The sequence below is a fragment of the Streptomyces sp. NPDC043870 genome, from assembly GCF_056435785.1.
Map to the genome: position 1 here is coordinate 336,116 of NZ_JBWKDT010000005.1, position 17,256 is coordinate 353,371.

Annotated in this window: 12 protein-coding genes and 1 pseudogene; 6 read left to right on the plus strand and 7 right to left on the minus strand. The window is 69.7% G+C overall.

Going from position 1 to position 17,256, the window contains the following annotated elements; translation table 11 throughout:
- The first annotated feature begins 80 nt into the window (after positions 1-80).
- Entirely contained in the window at positions 81-278 is a 198-nt protein-coding gene (locus tag AC0699_RS09720) for a helix-turn-helix transcriptional regulator (RefSeq protein ID WP_453658070.1), read from the plus strand.
- An 86-nt stretch (positions 279-364) separates the two neighbouring features.
- Complete coding sequence (locus tag AC0699_RS09725) at positions 365-967, plus strand: GNAT family N-acetyltransferase (protein ID WP_478657819.1); 603 nt, start codon at positions 365-367, stop codon at positions 965-967.
- 119 nt (positions 968-1,086) lie between these two features.
- On the opposite strand, the pseudogene AC0699_RS09730 reads toward AC0699_RS09725, so the two are convergent.
- Positions 1,087-2,130, minus strand: a pseudogene (locus tag AC0699_RS09730) (zinc-dependent alcohol dehydrogenase family protein); the annotation flags it as partial.
- Positions 2,131-2,170: 40 nt separating this feature from the next.
- Entirely contained in the window at positions 2,171-4,441 is a 2,271-nt protein-coding gene (locus AC0699_RS09735; protein ID WP_478657822.1) for an MMPL family transporter, read from the minus strand.
- 164 nt (positions 4,442-4,605) lie between these two features.
- Here AC0699_RS09735 and AC0699_RS09740 point away from each other — a divergent pair, with 164 nt between their 5' ends.
- The 3 genes from AC0699_RS09740 to AC0699_RS09750 all read left to right on the plus strand — a co-directional run bounded on the left by AC0699_RS09740 (position 4,606) and on the right by AC0699_RS09750 (position 8,407).
- Complete coding sequence (locus AC0699_RS09740) at positions 4,606-5,331, plus strand: TetR/AcrR family transcriptional regulator (protein WP_478657825.1); 726 nt, start codon at positions 4,606-4,608, stop codon at positions 5,329-5,331.
- A 126-nt stretch (positions 5,332-5,457) separates the two neighbouring features.
- Complete coding sequence (locus AC0699_RS09745) at positions 5,458-5,772, plus strand: heavy-metal-associated domain-containing protein (protein WP_478657827.1); 315 nt, start codon at positions 5,458-5,460, stop codon at positions 5,770-5,772.
- A 67-nt stretch (positions 5,773-5,839) separates the two neighbouring features.
- Positions 5,840-8,407: a heavy metal translocating P-type ATPase gene (locus AC0699_RS09750; RefSeq protein ID WP_478657830.1), complete on the plus strand. Its 2,568-nt coding sequence runs from the start codon at positions 5,840-5,842 to the stop codon at positions 8,405-8,407.
- A 436-nt stretch (positions 8,408-8,843) separates the two neighbouring features.
- Here AC0699_RS09750 and AC0699_RS09755 read toward each other — a convergent pair whose 3' ends face one another.
- The 5 genes from AC0699_RS09755 to AC0699_RS09775 all read right to left on the minus strand — a co-directional run bounded on the left by AC0699_RS09755 (position 8,844) and on the right by AC0699_RS09775 (position 15,999).
- Positions 8,844-10,133, minus strand: coding sequence for a citrate synthase (locus AC0699_RS09755; protein ID WP_478657832.1), 1,290 nt, complete (start codon positions 10,131-10,133; stop codon positions 8,844-8,846).
- A 167-nt stretch (positions 10,134-10,300) separates the two neighbouring features.
- The gene (gene recD2, locus AC0699_RS09760; protein WP_469771458.1) at positions 10,301-12,529 is read right to left on the minus strand and encodes an SF1B family DNA helicase RecD2; all 2,229 of its coding nucleotides are present in this window, start codon (positions 12,527-12,529) and stop codon (positions 10,301-10,303) included.
- Between the two features lie 319 nt (positions 12,530-12,848).
- Positions 12,849-13,646: a sugar phosphate isomerase/epimerase family protein gene (locus AC0699_RS09765; protein WP_478657835.1), complete on the minus strand. Its 798-nt coding sequence runs from the start codon at positions 13,644-13,646 to the stop codon at positions 12,849-12,851.
- A gap of 47 nt (positions 13,647-13,693) precedes the next feature.
- Complete coding sequence (locus AC0699_RS09770; RefSeq protein ID WP_478657837.1) at positions 13,694-14,851, minus strand: dihydrodipicolinate synthase family protein; 1,158 nt, start codon at positions 14,849-14,851, stop codon at positions 13,694-13,696.
- Positions 14,848-15,999 carry a Gfo/Idh/MocA family protein gene (locus tag AC0699_RS09775; protein ID WP_478657839.1) on the minus strand — a complete coding sequence of 384 codons (1,152 nt, stop codon included), beginning with the start codon at positions 15,997-15,999 and terminating at the stop codon, positions 14,848-14,850. Before AC0699_RS09775 ends, AC0699_RS09770 begins: the two co-directional genes overlap by 4 nt.
- A 138-nt stretch (positions 16,000-16,137) precedes the next feature.
- Here AC0699_RS09775 and AC0699_RS09780 point away from each other — a divergent pair, with 138 nt between their 5' ends.
- Positions 16,138-17,229 (plus strand): LacI family DNA-binding transcriptional regulator, encoded by a 1,092-nt coding sequence (locus tag AC0699_RS09780; protein ID WP_478657842.1) that lies wholly within the window; start codon positions 16,138-16,140, stop codon positions 17,227-17,229.
- Positions 17,230-17,256 lie beyond the last annotated feature (27 nt).

Below are 17,256 nucleotides of genomic sequence, written 5' to 3' on the forward strand. Positions count from 1 at the left end.
AGTGATCGCCAGCGTCCGCGCCGCAGCTCCCCCGACGGCTCCCCTGCCGCCGCTGTGGCGCGCGCAGGGAGGTGCCACAGATGACGGACAGAAAGCTCTGGTCCTACAAGGAGATCGCCGCGCACATCAAGGTGCAGCCGGACACGGTGCGTTCGTATCGCAAACACGGCCTCCTTCCCCCGCCGGACCATGTGGAGGCCGGCAAGCCTTACTGGTACGCGGACACCATCCGTATCTGGGTGGCCAACCGCCCAGGCAACAGGAGCCGCAGGGAGTGAGGCCGACGGGCCCCGCATCCGGCCGGTGCGGGGCCCGCCCCGAAATCGGCTTGCACCCAGCACACCGCGTTTTCAAGAATTCCCCGGTGACGCATACCCCGGCGACCGAGCAACCGACCACGGACTTCTCCGTCAAGCCCACCCTCACCGGCGAGAAGGTGGTCCTACGTCCCTTCACCGAGGCGGACACTCCGACCATGGCCGTGATCCTCAGCGATCCTGAGGTGGTCCTCTTCACCGGCTGCGCCGGCGATCCCCCTCTCTCCGAGGAGCGTCTGCACTCCTGGTACGCGACCCGCAGCGACCAGACCGACCGCCTCGACCTCGCTGTCGTCGACCGAGCCACCGGTGAACTCGTCGGCGAGGTCGTTCTCAACGAGTGGGACGAGCGGAACCGCAGCTGCTCCTTCCGTACCCTGATCGGCCCGCCCGGCCGAGACCGCGGTCTCGGCACCGAGGCCACCCGGCTGATCACCGGCTATGGCTTCGGGCAACTCGGCCTGAACCGGATCTCCTTGCAGGTCTTCGACTTCAACCCCCGGGCCCGACGGGCCTACGAGAAGGCGGGCTTCGTCGCCGAGGGCACCCAGCGCGAGGCCCTGCGCCACGGAGACGGGTGGATCGACGCCACGGCCATGTCGGTCCTGGCCCGTGAATGGACAGTCCACCGTGGCCACCCGCGCCTGTGAATCCCAGAGGCGCTCGGGGCCTGTCCGGTGGATCAGGCCCTGGGGAGTGTCTTCAAAGTAGCGTCGTCCGCCCGAAGGGCGGGCAGACGGGACTTTGAAGACACGACCTGGCCACGAGCCGGCTCGATGATCGTCACGCCCGCACCCGGGGTCCTCCCCATGGCCGACAGCGCGGCGGGAGCGGCGTCCAGGGAGATCACCGAGGTCACCAGGAGATCCGGCCGGAGCGCCCCGGAGCGAACCATCTCCAGCATCGGGCCATAGGCGTGGGCCGCCATCCCGTGGCTGCCGAGAATCTCCAGCTCCTCGCCGATGACCCGGCTCATGGGCACGACAGGGTCACCGGCTGCCGAGGGCAGCAGACCCACCTGCACATGCCGTCCGCGGCGGCGCAGGCTCTGCACGGAGGCCGCGCAGGTGATGGGCGAGCCGAGCGCGTCGAGCGAGAGATGGGCACCGCCGCCCGTCAGCTCGCGCACCGCCTCGGCAGTGCCGCCCGTACCCGTGAGCGCCGTGGCGTCCAAGCATTCCGCCGCGCCGAACTTCCGCGCCAGTTCCAGGGCGCGCGGTGAGACGTCCACCGCGACGACCCGCGCCCCGCACGCCGCCGCGATCATCACCGCGGACAGTCCGACTCCACCGCAGCCGTGTACGGCCACCCACTCGCCCGGCGCCACCCGTCCCTGGGAGACCACGGCCCGGAATGCGGTCGCGAACCGGCAGCCGAGCCCCGCTGCCGTCGCGAACGACAGCTCCTCGGGCACACCCACCAGATTGACGTCCGCATGCTCCAGCGCCACGAACTCGGCGAAGGAGCCCCAGTGCGTGAACCCGGGCTGGGTCTGGCGCTCACAGACCTGCTGGTCGCCTGCCGCGCAGGCGGCACAGCGGCCGCAGGCGCAGACGAACGGCACGGTGACCCGGTCCCCGGGTTGCCAGTTGGCGACCCCGGGGCCCACCGCCTCGACCACTCCGGCCAGCTCATGCCCGGGGACATGCGGGAGGGTGATGTCCGGGTCATGGCCCATCCAGCCGTGCCAGTCGCTGCGGCACAACCCCGTGGCCTCGACGCGCACGACCACGCCGTGCTCCGACGGCACCGGGTCCGGCACCTCGCGCACGCCGGCGTCCTGCCCGTACTGCTCGAACACCACAGCCCTCATCGGCCACGCCTTCCCTGGCTTCGCTCGATCCAGTGCGAACCTAACCGCCCACAGCGGCCTTGTCGCGGTCCCGGTCGTCCCGCCCCGGAATGCTCCGCGCCGCCTCGTCCCGCTCCTCGACGCCCTGCTCCGCCGGGGCGGGCCCGGATATCTCGCCCTCGCTGAGGCCGAACCTCGCGTGGAAGGCGCGCAGCGGAGCCGGCGCCCACCAGGTAGCCCGCCCCGTCAGCTGCATCACCGACGGAACCAGAAGGCTGCGCACCACCATTGCGTCCATGAGAACGGCGAGGGCGATCCCGAGACCGAGCATCTTCGTGTTGGCCACCCGCGAGGTGCCGATCGCGACCATCACGACAGCGAGGATCACGGCCGCGGCAGTGATCAGCCCGCCCGTGCGGCGCAGTCCGTAGGCCACCGCATGCTCATGGTCGCCGGTGCGGTCGTACTCCTCCTTGATCCGGGAGAGGAGGAACACTCCGTAGTCCATGGAGAGGCCGAAGGCGACACAGAACATCAGGACCGGGAGCGTCGTCTCGATGTCGCCGGTGGACGTGAAAGCGAGGGGCCCGGAGAGATGGCCTTCCTGGAAGACCCAGACCACGGCCCCGAACATCGCGGTGAGGCTGAGGCCGTTGAGGACGACGGCCTGGAGCGGGATCATCACGCTGCCGGTGAGCAGGAAGACCAACAGCAGCGTGACGACGGCGATGATGCCCGCCGCCCAGGGCAGCCGGTCACCGATCGCGTCCTTGGAGTCGACCAGCATCGCGGCCGCGCCGGTGACCGACGTCTCGAACGGGGCAGGCTCCGCGCGGAGCTCACGCACGATCCGCTGGGACTCCTCGCCCACGGCCTCCTCCTCGGGAAGCACCATGAAGGTCGCGTGCGTGCCGGAGACGAGCGGTCCGTCCACCCGCAGTACACCCGGGAGTGCCGAGACGCGCTCCCGGTACTCGGCGTACTGCGCGGGGGTGGCCACGCCCTCGGCGAAGACATCGAGGCCGCCGCCGGGGCTCCCGGGGAATCCGTCCCGGATGTGCTGCTGCACGACATGCGACTCGGCGGTCGGCGGCAGCTGGCGGTCGTCGGCGCGCCCGAACTTCACGTCCAGGAAGGGCAGTCCGAGCAGCACCAGCCCGGCGGTGGTGGCCGCGGCGAAGACCGGCGCCCGCCGCATCACCCACGCCACCACCCTGCCCCAGCGCGCACCTTCAGCAGCGTCCGAGGAGGCGGCCTTCCTGCTGCTGCCCCGGCGCAGCAGGCGGCGCAGATCCAGCGCGTTCACCCGGTTCCCCAGCAGCATCAGCGCGGCGGGGAGCAGAACAAGAGCGGCCGCGGCGGCCAGCAGCACCACCGCTATCCCGGCGTAGGCGAACGACCGCAGGAAGTACTGCGGGAAGACCAGCATCGCGGCCAGCGACACGGCCACGGTGAGGGACGAGAACAGCACCGTCCGCCCTGCCGTGCGCAGGGTGGTCCCGACCGCCTCCCGGGTCTGCGCACCCGCTGCCAGTTCCTCCCGGAATCTGCGCACGATGAACAGGGCGTAGTCGATGGCGAGTCCGAGACCGAGAGCTGTCGTGAGGTTCTGCGCGAAGACCGAGACATCGGTGAATTCGGTGAGTCCGCGCAGGACCGCGTTCGTACCGAGGATGGCGACGATGCCGATGCCCAGCGGCAGCAGGGCCGCGACCGCGCTGCCGAAGACCATCACCAGCAGCACCAGCGTCACCGGCAGGGCGATCATCTCGGCCCGCAGCAGGTCCTCCTGGATGATCGTCTGCATGTCGTGCATGACGGCGACGGGCCCGCCGACGGAGACCTTCACAGGACCGTGTGTCCCCCGGTATTCGGGGGCGATGCGCTCCAGCACCTGCCCGGCCGCCTTCTCGTCCCCTTCTATCCGGGCGACGATCAGAGCCTCGCGGCCGTCCTCGGCGCGCAACGCGGGCGACTTGCTCTGCCAGTAGGAGCCGACGCCCGTGACGCCTTTCTCACCTGCCAGCCGCTCGGTCAGCCGGGCGGCCTCGGCGGCGACCGCCGGATCGTCCACGCCTGCCGGCCCGCTGCCGACGAGCAGCAGCAGATTGGGCCGCGCGGCCGGGAACTCGCGGTCGAGCGCGTTCTTGGCGTACGTCGACTGGGCGTCGGGGTCCTCCCAGCCACCGCTGCCCATCCGGTCGCCCACTCCGCTGCCCGCGAACACGGCGAGTGCCGTGATGATCAGGGCGAGCAGCAGCGACAGCCGTGGTCGCGCGGTGACAGCCCTGGTCCAGCCGCCAAGGCGCGGCTCGGCGTTGACTTCGGACATCGTGCGGTGTCCCCTTCACCGAGACCGGTGCCGCGCAGCAGGCAGCACAGATCGTCCATTGCCATAGACTGACAAACACGAGTCATCGCTCGCGTTCCTCAAGAATGCGAGCGACCACTCGCGTTTGTCAACCGAACCTGAAGAGCTGGGGATTGGTGATTCACATGCCACAGGCACCCGACGCCGAGGCCCAGACCAAGCCCGCACAGGCCAAGTCCGCGCAGTCCAAGCCCGCGGAGCCCAAGCCCACACAGCCACGCCGCCGCCAGGCCCGCGGCGAGCGCCGTATCGCCCAGCTCCTGGAGGCCGCGGCGGGCATCTTCTGCCGCAGCGGCTACACCGCGGCCAGCACCAACGCGATCGCCCGCGAGGCAGGCGTCTCACCCGGCACGCTGTACCAGTTCTTCCCGAACAAGGAGGCCATCGCCGTCGAACTGGGCGGCCGACTGATGCAGCGCTGGCGCGAGTCCCACGGTGCAGCCTTCGAGGCGCTCGACCCCACCCTCCCCCTCCACGAGCTACTGGACTCCGCCCTCGATCCACTGATCGAGTTCAACTGCGAGAACCCGGCCTTCGCCGTCCTCATGCACAACTCCGAGATCCCCGGCCGGATCACCGAGGAGCACGACGCCGTGCACTCCGCACTGCTCACGCGCGCCGAGGAAATCCTCGGCGACTTCCTCCCCGACGCCGACCCCGCCGAGCTCCACCGCACGGCGAGCATGGCGTTCTCCGTCGCCAAGGCGGGCCTGGACCTGATCCTCGCCCACGAGGGGGACGAACGGGAGGCGTACAAAGCGGAGCTGAAAACGGTGCTGTACCGCTACCTCTCGCCACTGTTCGACCAGGCACCGCCGGAACACGCCCCTGCCGGGACAAGCTCGCATTAATACCCCCTAGGGGTATAGTCTGACGACTGTCAGGGAGTCCCGTCATTCCCAGGGGCCTCTTGATGCACCATGACTTCGTTGCACGAAGCGATCACAAAGCGACACGCCCTCGAACAGGAGAACGCCATGACCGTCGAGACGAAGACCGAGACTCCCGAGGCCACCGGCTCCTGCTGCTCGCCTTCCGGTTCCTGCCACGGCGGCGGCGCGGCAGACGTCCAGCTGGGCGGCGTCACCGCGGTGTACGAGGTGAAGGGCATGACGTGCGGTCACTGCGAGGGGGCGGTGACTGCCGAGGTCTCCGAGATCGCGGGCGTCACCTCGGTCAAGGCCGTCGCCGCCACCGGACAGGTCACCGTGATCTCCGACGCGCCACTGGACGAGTCCTCGGTGCGCGCGGCGGTCGACGAGGCCGGCTACGAGCTCGTCGGCCAGGCCTGACACCCCACATCCGGCCGGGCCTCAGCTGCGGCGGACGGCCCGGCCCCGGCCTTGGAACCCAGCACAGATGACCAGCAGCGCAACCGAGATCCCGGACGCGGGTGGCTCGCGGATCGAGCTCCTGATCGGCGGAATGACCTGCGCGTCGTGCGCGGCCCGCGTGGAGAAGAAGCTCAACCGCATGGACGGCGTCACCGCCACGGTGAACTACGCCACCGAGAAGGCCCGCGTCATCTACGGCGGCGGCACGGACGTCGTGGATCTCGTCGCCGTGGTCGAGAAGACGGGCTACGCAGCCACACCGCTCCTGCCTCCAACCGCGATACCCGGCACTCCGGCCGCACCCCTCCTGCCCCCAACCGCGACACCCGGCACTCCGGCCGCACCCCTCCTGCCCCCAACCGCGACACCCGGCACTCCGGCCGCACCCCTCCTGCCCCCAACCGCGATACCCGACGCTCCGGCCACGGCGCCTTCGGCCCCGGCCCCGGACACGGCAGGCGGGAACCCGATCGCCCAGCTGACGGAGAAGACCGAGCCCGGGCAGCCAGGACCCGAAGAAGAGACCGCGACCGAGACCCAGCCCAGGGCTCATCTCGGCACCACGACCGAGACCCAGCCCAGGGCTCGCCTCGAAGCCGCGACCGAAACACGCCCCAAAGCCCGCGACAGGGATCACGTCACCGCGCTGGGGCAGCGGCTGAGCGTGTCCGCCCTGCTCGCCGCGCCCGTTGTGCTGCTCGCCATGGCGCCCGCCCTCCAGTTCGACAACTGGCAGTGGCTCTCCCTGACCCTGGCCGCCCCCGTCGTCGTCTGGGGCGGACTGCCGTTCCACCGCGCCGCGTGGACCAACCTCCGGCACGGCGCGGCCACCATGGACACCCTCGTCTCCCTCAGCACTCTCGCCGCCTTCGGCTGGTCACTCTGGGCGCTCTTCTTCGGCCATGCGGGCATGGCAGGCATGCGCCACGGTTTCGACCTCACCGTGGACACAACAGCCGACCGCACCAGCGGAGCGTCGACCGTTTACCTCGAAGTCGCCGCGGGTGTCATCACCTTCATACTCCTCGGCCGGTATCTGGAGGCACGTGCCAAGCGGAAGGCCGGTGCCGCCCTGCGCGCGATGCTGGAGCTGGGCGCCAAGGACGTGGCCGTCCTCAAGGACGGCGCCGAGTTGCGCATCCCGGCCGCCCGGCTCGCCGTCGGCGACCTCTTCGTCGTCCGCCCGGGTGAGAAGATCGCCACCGACGGCACCGTCGTCGAGGGCACCTCGACCGTCGACGCCTCGATGCTGACGGGCGAATCCGTACCAGCAGACGTCAGCGTCGGCGACGCCGTCACCGGCGCCACCGTCAACACCGCGGGCCGGATCGTCGTCGAGGCGACACGCGTCGGGGCGGACACACAGCTGGCCCGGATGGCCCGGATGGTCGAGGACGCCCAGAACGGCAAGGCCCGGGTGCAGCGGCTCGCCGACCGCATCTCGGCCGTCTTCGTCCCCGTCGTCCTGCTGATCGCGCTCGGCACCCTGGTCGCATGGCTGCTGATCACCGACGATACGACCGCGGCCTTCACGGCCACCGTCGCGGTGCTGATCATCGCCTGTCCCTGTGCGCTGGGCCTGGCCACCCCCACCGCGCTCATGGTCGGTACGGGCCGTGGCGCGCAGCTCGGCATTCTGATCAAGGGACCGGAGGTCCTGGAGTCGACCCGCGCGGTGGACACCGTCGTCCTGGACAAGACCGGAACGGTCACCACCGGCCGTATGCACTTGCAGGACGTGTACGTCAGTGGCCCCACCACCGAGGAGGAGCTGCTGCGGCTCGCAGGCGCCCTGGAGCACGCCTCGGAGCATCCCGTCGCCCGCGCGGTCGCGGACGGCGCGGCTGAACGCGTCGGCCCGCTGCCCGTCCCCGACGCCTTCGAGAACGTCCCCGGCCTCGGCGTGCGCGGCACGGTGGAGGGCCGCACCGTCCTCGTCGGCCGAGCCCGCCTGCTCATCGACGCCGGAGTGGAACCGCCTGGCGAGCTCGACGGGATCACCGGACGCACCGCCGTCGCCGTGGCCTGGGACGGCAAGGCCCGCGGCGTACTGACCGTGGCAGACGCGGTCAGGAGCACCAGCGCCGAGGCGGTCGTCCGGCTGCGGGCGCTGGGGCTGAGGCCCGTGCTGCTGACGGGAGACGACCGCGCGGTCGCCGAGGCGGTCGCGGCCGAGGTAGGCATCCACGAGGTGTGCGCCGAGGTGCTGCCGCAGGACAAGGTGGCCGTGGTCCGGCGTCTTCAGGCAGAGGGCCGTACGGTCGCGATGGTCGGCGACGGCGTGAACGACGCGGCTGCGCTGGCCACCGCCGATCTGGGACTGTCCATGGGCACGGGCACCGACGCCGCGATCGAGGCCGGCGATCTCACGCTCGTACGGGGCGATCTGCGGGTCGCCGCCGACGCCATCCGGCTCTCGCGTCGGACCCTCGCCACGATCAAGGGCAACCTCTTCTGGGCCTTCGGCTACAACGTCGCGGCGCTGCCGCTGGCCGCCGCCGGACTGCTCAATCCCATGATCGCGGGAATTGCCATGGCTTTCTCGTCCGTTTTCGTGGTCAGCAACAGCCTGCGTCTGCGATCCTTCACGTGATACACAGGACCTTCACAAAGAGATCCAGATCACAGATATTTGAGGGTAACCATTCGGGCTCTTCGCGAGTCTAAGTGGGCGATGCCAGGACGTCTTGGGGGACGTTCATGGGATGTCTTGGGGGACGTCCCAGGCAAGCGTTGGCCGGGGCACGTACGACCGGGGAGCTTTGAGCGGCCCTCCCGTAGATACGTACCCCGGCAGACCGCGAAGAGCTTCTGCTGGACACCAGCAGACGCCCGGGCCGGATCCCGTGGGGGGAATCCGCACCGGGGATATGGGAAGCGCCCCGCTCGCCGACCCGTGGGGGGATCGGAAGCGGGGCGCTTCTCGCTGTACCGGGGCCCTCGCCGTTACCTGGGTTCTCGCTGTTCCCAGGGGGCGACAGCCCGGAACGACACCCCGGGCGACTGCCCGCGATGTCAGGCGTCGGGTGTCAGCGGGCCTCGACCGGGACGAAGTCCCGAAGGACCTCACCGGTGTAGATCTGGCGCGGGCGGCCGATGCGGGAACCCGGCTCCTTGATCATCTCGTGCCACTGGGCGATCCAGCCGGGCAGTCGGCCGAGCGCGAAGAGCACGGTGAACATCTCGGTCGGGAAGCCCATGGCCCGGTAGATCAGGCCCGTGTAGAAGTCCACGTTGGGGTAGAGGTTGCGCGAGACGAAGTACTCGTCGGAGAGCGCGTGCTCCTCCAGCTTGAGGGCGATGTCGAGCAGCTCGTCGGACTTGCCGAGCGCCGAGAGGACATCGTGCGCCGCCGCCTTGATGATCTTGGCGCGGGGGTCGAAGCTCTTGTAGACGCGGTGGCCGAAGCCCATCAGGCGGACGCCGTCCTCCTTGTTCTTCACCTTGCGGATGAAGGAGTCGACGTCGCCACCGTTGGCCTTGATGCCCTCGAGCATCTCCAGCACCGACTGGTTGGCGCCACCGTGCAGCGGCCCCCACAGGGCGGAGATACCCGCGGAGATCGAGGCGAACATGTTCGCCTGCGAGGAGCCCACCAGGCGCACGGTGGAGGTCGAACAGTTCTGCTCGTGGTCCGCGTGCAGGATGAGCAGCTTGTCGAGCGCGGCGACCACGACCGGGTCCAGCTCGTACTCCTGCGCCGGGACCGAGAAGGTCATCCGCAGGAAGTTCTCCACGTACCCGAGGTCGTTGCGCGGGTAGACGAAGGGGTGGCCGATCGACTTCTTGTAGGCGTACGCCGCGATCGTCGGCAGCTTGGCCAGCAGCCGGATCGTCGACATGTTGCGCTGCTGCTCGTCGAACGGGTTGTGGCTGTCCTGGTAGAACGTCGACAGCGCGCTGACCACGGACGACAGCATCGCCATCGGGTGGGCGTCGCGCGGGAAGCCGTCGAAGAACCGCTTGACGTCCTCGTGCAGCAGGGTGTGCTGGGTGATGTCGCCCTTGAATGTGGCCAGCTGGTCGACCGTCGGGAGCTCACCGTTGATCAGCAGGTACGCCACCTCAAGGAAGGTGGAACGCTCGGCCAGCTGCTCGATCGGGTAGCCGCGGTAGCGGAGGATCCCCTGCTCGCCGTCGAGGTAGGTGATCGCGGATTTATAGGCGGCTGTGTTGCCATAACCGCTGTCCAGGGTCACCAGACCGGTCTGCGCCCGGAGCTTCCCGATGTCGAAGCCCTTGTCACCGACGGTGCTCTCGACCACCGGGTAGGTGTATTCACCGTCCGCGTACCGCAGTACTACAGAGTTGTCGCTCACGTCATCCCTCACCGACGTAGTGCCTCTTCTTCGAGGTGCCCTGACTGTCTCTACCATCCCCCATTTGGCTGAGGAGAGTGCACTCGGGGTCGACCATTGGCCCTATTGGCGGCACTCAGTGCCGCCAGCCTGCCCATACTGCTCCCTTCGCCCCGGTTCCGGAAGTCCTAGGTGATCTTTCCCACGAACCGTCCACCTGTCAGCCGGTGGTCGAGTGCGGTAAAGCGCCTGCCTGCGGAAACGGTGCGGACTGCCTGTCCTATCGCCTTGCGGGAACCGACGAGTACAACGAGCTTCTTGGCGCGTGTCACGGCCGTGTAGAGCAGATTCCGCTGGAGCATCATCCACGCTCCGGTGGTGACCGGGATCACCACCGCCGGATACTCACTGCCCTGAGAGCGGTGGATCGTCACGGCGTAGGCGTGCGCGAGCTCGTCCAGCTCGTCGAAGTCGTACGGCACCTCCTCGTCCTCGTCCGTCAGCACCGTCAGCCGCTGATCGACCGTATTGAGTGAGGTCACCACGCCGACCGTGCCGTTGAAGACTCCGTTCTCCCCCTTCTCGTAATTGTTGCGAATCTGAGTGACCTTGTCGCCGACGCGGAAGACCCTGCCGCCGAGCCGCTTCTCCGGAAGATCGGGGCGGGCGGGGGTGATCGCCTGCTGCAGCAACCCGTTGAGGTTGCCCGCACCGGCCGGGCCTCGGTGCATCGGGGCGAGCACCTGCACATCGCGCCGCGGATCCAGACCGAAGCGGGCCGGGATACGCCGCGCCGCGACGTCCACGGTCAGCCGGCCCGCCTCCTCGGTGTCCTCCTCGACGAAGAGGAAGAAGTCACTGAGGCCCTGGGTGAGGGGCTGCACCCCGGAGTTGATGCGATGCGCGTTGGTGACGACGCCGGACTGCTGGGCCTGCCGGAAGATCCGGGTGAGCCGGACGGAGGGCACCGGGCTGCTGTCCGCGAGGAGGTCGCTGAGCACTTCTCCCGCGCCGACGCTCGGCAGCTGGTCCACATCCCCGACCAGCAGCAGATGCGCACCCGGAGCCACAGCCTTCACCAGCTTGTTGGCGAGCAGCAGATCCAGCATGGATGCCTCGTCGACCACCACCAGATCCGCGTCGAGCGGCCGGTCCCGGTCGTACGCCGCGTCGCCGCCCGGCTTCAGCTCCAGCAGCCGGTGGACGGTGGACGCCTCGGCTCCGGTGAGCTCGGCGAGCCGCTTGGCCGCGCGGCCGGTGGGCGCGGCAAGCACCACCTTGGCCTTCTTGGCCCGGGCCAGCTCCACGATCGAGCGGACCGTGAAGGACTTGCCGCAGCCAGGACCGCCGGTCAGGACGGCGACCTTACGGGTGAGTGCGAGGCGCACGGCCTCCTGCTGCTCGGGGGCGAGCTCCGCGCCCGTGCGGTCCGCGAGCCAGGCCAGCGCCTTGTCCCAGGCCACGTCCTGGAAGGCCGGCATACGGTCCTCGTCGGCGCGCAGCAGCCGGATCAGCTGGGCGGACAGGGACAGCTCGGCGCGGTGGAAGGGCACCAGATAGACCGCGGTCACGGGATCGCCCCCGTCCGCGGCCGGGACCTGCTCCCGTACGACTCCCTCGTCGTCGGCCGCGAGCTCGCCGAGGCAGTCGATGACGAGGCCGGTGTCCACCTGGAGGAGCTTCACGGCGTCCGCGATCAGCTGCTCCTCCGGGAGGAAGCAGTGGCCCTGGTCCGTGGACTGCGACAGGGCGTACTGCAGGCCGGCCTTGACCCGGTCCGGGCTGTCGTGGGGTATCCCGACCGCCTGGGCGATCCGGTCGGCGGTGAGGAACCCGATGCCCCACACATCGGCCGCCAGGCGGTACGGCTGGTTCTTCACGACGGAGATCGAGGCGTCCTCGTACTTCTTGTAGATCCGCACGGCGATGGACGTGGACACACCGACCCCCTGGAGGAAGACCATGACTTCCTTGATGGCCTTCTGCTCCTCCCATGCGGCGCCGATCATCTTCGTGCGCTTCGGACCGAGGCCGGGGACCTCGACGAGCCTCTTGGGCTGCTGCTCGATGACGTCGAGGGTGTCCGCCCCGAAGTGGTCGACGATCCGCTCGGCGATTCGGGGGCCGATGCCCTTGATGAGGCCCGATCCGAGATAGCGGCGGATGCCCTGGACGGTGGCGGGGAGGACCGTCGTGTAGTTCTCGACGGTGAACTGCTTGCCGTACTGGGGGTGGGAGCCCCAGCGGCCCTCCATCCGCAGCGATTCACCCGGCTGCGCGCCGAGGAGCGAGCCGACCACGGTGAGGAGGTCACCGCCGCCGCGACCGGTGTCGACGCGGGCGACCGTGTACCCGTTCTCCTCGTTGGCGTAGGTGATCCGCTCCAGGACCCCTTCGAGCACTGCCAGATTGGACATGATCCGACGCTACCGCCAGGGTCGGACAGCGTGCCGGGCCTGTGGACAACCGACGGGGTCAGACCTGTGGACAACCTGCCTCGGCAACCAACTTCAAGGGGCCCGGTCGATTGACCGGGCCCCGCCTCCCCCATCAGAGCTCCCCGATCCCCCCAGATCCCTCCCCCGGGAACCCCGATGCCAAGTACGACTCACCTCACGCCGGAAGGGTTGCACGACTGCGGGCAGTTATTTTTCCGGAATCTCGAAATGCTGATATAGCGGGGCAGACTCGGCGTTTTCGCCAAGAGTGACGATTCAGCGAAGCAGGCGCCGAGTGCTACAGCGCGTGCCGTACGTACCGCAATGCCGTCTCGGACAGCACCTCGACACCGTCCCGTGCCCATAGAGCGTCGTTGAACAGCTCCACCTCGACAGGGCCTGTGTAGCCCGCCGCGTCGACCCTCTCGCGCCAGGCGCGCAGGTCGATCACCCCGTCACCCAGCTGGCCGCGGCCGTTGAGCACCCCCGCCGGCAACGGGGTGACCCAGTCGGCCAGCTGGAAGGAGTGGATCCGCCCGCCCGCGCCCGCGCGGGTGACCGCCGCGGGCGCCTGGTCGTCCCACCAGACGTGATACGTGTCCACGACCACGCCCACCTGCTCCGCGGGGAACCGCTCCGCGATGTCGAGCGCCTGCGTCAGCGTGGAGACGGCGCAGCGGTCCGCCGCGTACATCGGGTGGAGCGGTTCGATCGCGAGGCGCACGCCACGCTCCTGTGCGTAGGGCGCGAGGACGCCGAGCGCGTCCGCGATGCGTTCCCGTGCGGCAGCCAGGTCCCGGCTGCCGGGCGGGAGCCCGCCCGAGACGAGTACGAGGGTGTCCGTTCCCAGCGTCGCCGCCTCGTCGATGGCCGCGCGGTTGTCGTCCAGGGCTCGTGCCCGCTCCCCCGGATCGGTCGCGGTGAAGAAGCCGCCCCGGCACAGCGTCGTGACGGCCAGTCCCGCCTCCCGTACGAGCTTGGCCGCGGCCTCGACGCCGTACGCCTGTACGGGTTCGCGCCACAGGCCGACTCCGGGTACGCCGAGCCCCCCGCACGCGTCTGTGAGCTCCGGCAGCGTGAGCTGTCTGACGGTCATCTGATTGATGCTGAACCGGGCGAGGCCACGAGCGCGAGATTCGTCGGTCACTGGACAACTCCGTACACCGTGAGCAGGGATTTCATCCGGGCTTCCGCCAGCGCCGGGTCCGGGAACAGACCCAGCCCATCGGCCAGTTCGTACGCCCGCGCGAGATGGGGCAACGACCGCGCGGACTGGAGGCCACCCACCATCGTGAAGTGCGACTGGTGACCCGCCAGCCACGCCAGGAGGACGACTCCCGTCTTGTAGAAGCGGGTCGGCGCCTCGAAGAGATGGCGCGACAGTTCGACGGTCGGGTCCAGCAGTTCGCGGAAGCCCTTGGTGTCGCCCGTGTCCAGGACGCGTACGGCTTCGGCCGCGGCCGGTCCCAGGGGGTCGAAGATCCCGAGCAGGGCGTGGCTGAAGCCGTGGTCGTCGCCCGCGATCAGCTCGGGGTAGTGAAAGTCGTCGCCCGTGTAGCAGCGCACTCCCTCGGGCAGCCGCCGCCGCAGGTCGATCTCGCGCTGAGCGTCCAGCAGCGAGATCTTGACTCCGTCGACCTTGTCCGGATGCTCGGCGATCACCTGAAGGAGGATCTCCGTGGCCACGTCGAGCTCGCCGCTCCCCCAGTAGCCGTCCAATGCGGGATCAAACATGGGTCCGAGCCAGTGCAGGACGACCGGCTCGCGCGCCTGCCTCAAGAGGTGGCTGTAGACACCGAGATAGTCCTCGGAGGTGCGGGCGACCGCGGCCAGCGCCCGGGACGCCATGAGGATCGCCTGTGCTCCGCTGTCCTCGACGAGTGCGAGCTGTTCCTCGTACGCCGCGCGGACCGCGGCGAGATCCGCCGGACCGGTCAGCTGGTCGGTGCCGGCACCACACGCGATACGGCCGCCCACCGCCTTCGCCTCCGCAGCCGAGCGCCGGATCAGCGCCGCGGCACCCGCCCAGTCCAGCCCCATCCCCCGCTGCGCGGTGTCCATCGCCTCCGCGACACCGAGTCCGTGCGCCCATAGATGGCGCCGGAAGGCGAGAGTGGCGTCCCAGTCGACGGCAGCGGGACCGTCCGGTGCGGTGTCCGCGTACGGATCCGCGACGACGTGCGCCGCCGAGAAGACCGTGCGGGAGACGAGCGGTGCACTGCCTACGGAGTAGGCAGTGGGTTCGGTACGCGGCGCGTACGTACGCGGTGCGCCGTCGACGCCGGGCAGCCGGATCGTCACAGCGTCAGCTCCGGAACGTCGAGACGGCGTCCCTCTGCCGACGATTTCAGCCCCAGCTCGGCAAGCTGCACTCCGCGCGCGCCCGCGAGCAGGTCCCAGCGGTACGGCTCCCCCACCGCGACGTGCCGCAGGAACAGCTCCCACTGCGCCTTGAAGCCGTTGTCGAAGACCGTGTTGTCGGGCACTTCCTGCCACTGGTCGCGGAAGGACTCCGTCGCGGGCAGATCCGGGTTCCACACGGGCTTCGGCGTCGCGCTGCAGTGCTGGACGCGGCAGCGCCGCAGACCCGCGACCGCCGAACCGTGCACCCCGTCCACCTGGAACTCGACCAGTTCGTCGCGGTTCACGCGGACCGCCCAGGAGGAGTTGATCTGGGCGACGGCTCCGCCCTCCAGCTGGAAGACCGCGTACGCCGCGTCGTCGGCGGTCGCCGCGTACGGCTTGCCGCGCTCGTCCCAGCGCTGCGGAACATGCGTGACGACCTGCGCCTGGACGCTCGTCACACGGCCGAAGAGCTCGTGCAGTACGTACTCCCAGTGCGGGAACATGTCGACGACGATGCCGCCGCCGTCCTCGGACCGGTAGTTCCAGGAGGGGCGCTGGGCTTCCTGCCAGTCGCCTTCGAAGACCCAGTAGCCGAACTCTCCGCGCACGGAGAGGATCTCGCCGAAGAATCCGCCCTCCACGAGTCGCTTCAGTTTCAGCAGTCCCGGCAGGAAGATCTTGTCCTGGACGACGCCGTTCTTGATGCCGGCGGCCTGCGCGAGGCGGGCCAGCTCGAGTGCCCCCGGCGTATCGGTCGCGGTGGGCTTCTCGGTGTAGATGTGCTTGCCCGCCGCGATCGCCTTTTCGACGGCCCCGACGCGGGCGGATGTGGCCTGGGCGTCGAAGTAGATGTCGACCGTTCCGTCGGTGAGCACCGCGTCGAGGTCCGTGGACCACTCCGTCAGGCCGTGGCGCTCGGCGATCTCACGCAGGGCGTGCTCGCGCCGGCCGACGAGGACGGGTTCGGGCCAGAGGAGATCGCCGTCGCCGAGATCGAGACCGCCATGTTCACGGATCGCGAGGAGGGAGCGCACGAGGTGCTGCCGGTAGCCCATCCGCCCCGTGACGCCGTTCATGGCGATCCGCACTGTCCTGCGTGTCACGAAGTTGCCTCCATACTTCCTCGAATCCTCGACAGGGTCGCGAAACGGTTATAGTAAGCGCTTTCTATCCGCTATGACGCTAGCCTGCCGACACCAGCCCGGACAAGGGCGCGGCCCGATCCCTCTCGGAGGAAAGCGATGACAGTCACGCTGGCTGATGTGGCCGCCCGCGCCCGGGTGTCCCCGGCGACCGTCTCCCGGGTTCTCAACGGCAACTACCCCGTCGCCGCGTCGACGCGGGAGCGGGTGCTCCGTGCGGTCGACGAACTCGACTACGTGCTCAACGGGCCGGCCAGCTCGCTCGCAGCGGCCACGTCCGACCTGGTCGGCATCCTCGTCAACGACATCGCCGACCCGTTCTTCGGAATCATGGCCGGGGCCGCGCAGACCGCGATCGGCGAGGGGGCGGCGGGACGTGCGGGCGGCGAGAAGCTGGCGGTCGTCTGCAACACGGGCGGCTCGCCGGAGCGGGAGCTGACCTACCTCACCCTGTTGCAGCGGCAGCGGGCCGCCGCGGTCGTCCTCACCGGAGGGGCGCTGGAGGACCCGGACCACATCGCCGCGATGTCGGCGAAGATCGCGAAGCTCGCGGACGCGGGGACGACGGTGGTGCTGTGCGGCCGGCCGCCCGTGCCCGGCGACTCCGTGACGGCGACCCTCACCTTCGACAACCGCGGCGGCGGACGGCGGCTCACCGAGCACCTGATCGCGCTCGGGCACCGCCGGATCGGCTACGTCGCGGGCCCGACGGAACGGACGACCACCCGGCACCGCCTCGAGGGCCACCGGGCGGCACTGGCCGCCGCGGGCATCGGCGAGGACGCGGGCGCCGGGGGCGGCACCGGCCTGGTCGATCAGGAGCGGCTCACGATCCACGGCCCGTACGACCGCCGCTCGGGCTACGACGCCACGCTGGAACTGCTGCGCCGCGACCCGGACCTCACGGCGATCGTTGCGGCCAACGACACTGTGGCACTGGGTGCCTGCGCCGCCGTACGCGATCGTGGACTGCGCATTCCGGAGGACGTCTCGGTGGCCGGATTCGACGACCTGCCGTTCTCGGTGGACGCGGTGCCGGCGCTGACCACGGTGCGGCTGCCGCTGTACGACGCCGGGGCACGGGCGGGCCGGCTCGCGATGGGCAAGGAGGCTCCGCCGCCGGGCGGGATCGCGACGATCGGCGCGGAGCTGATGGCGAGGGCGTCCACGGCACCGCCGCGGAAGCGCTGACGGGGCGAGTGCGGGCCCGGCGAAGCC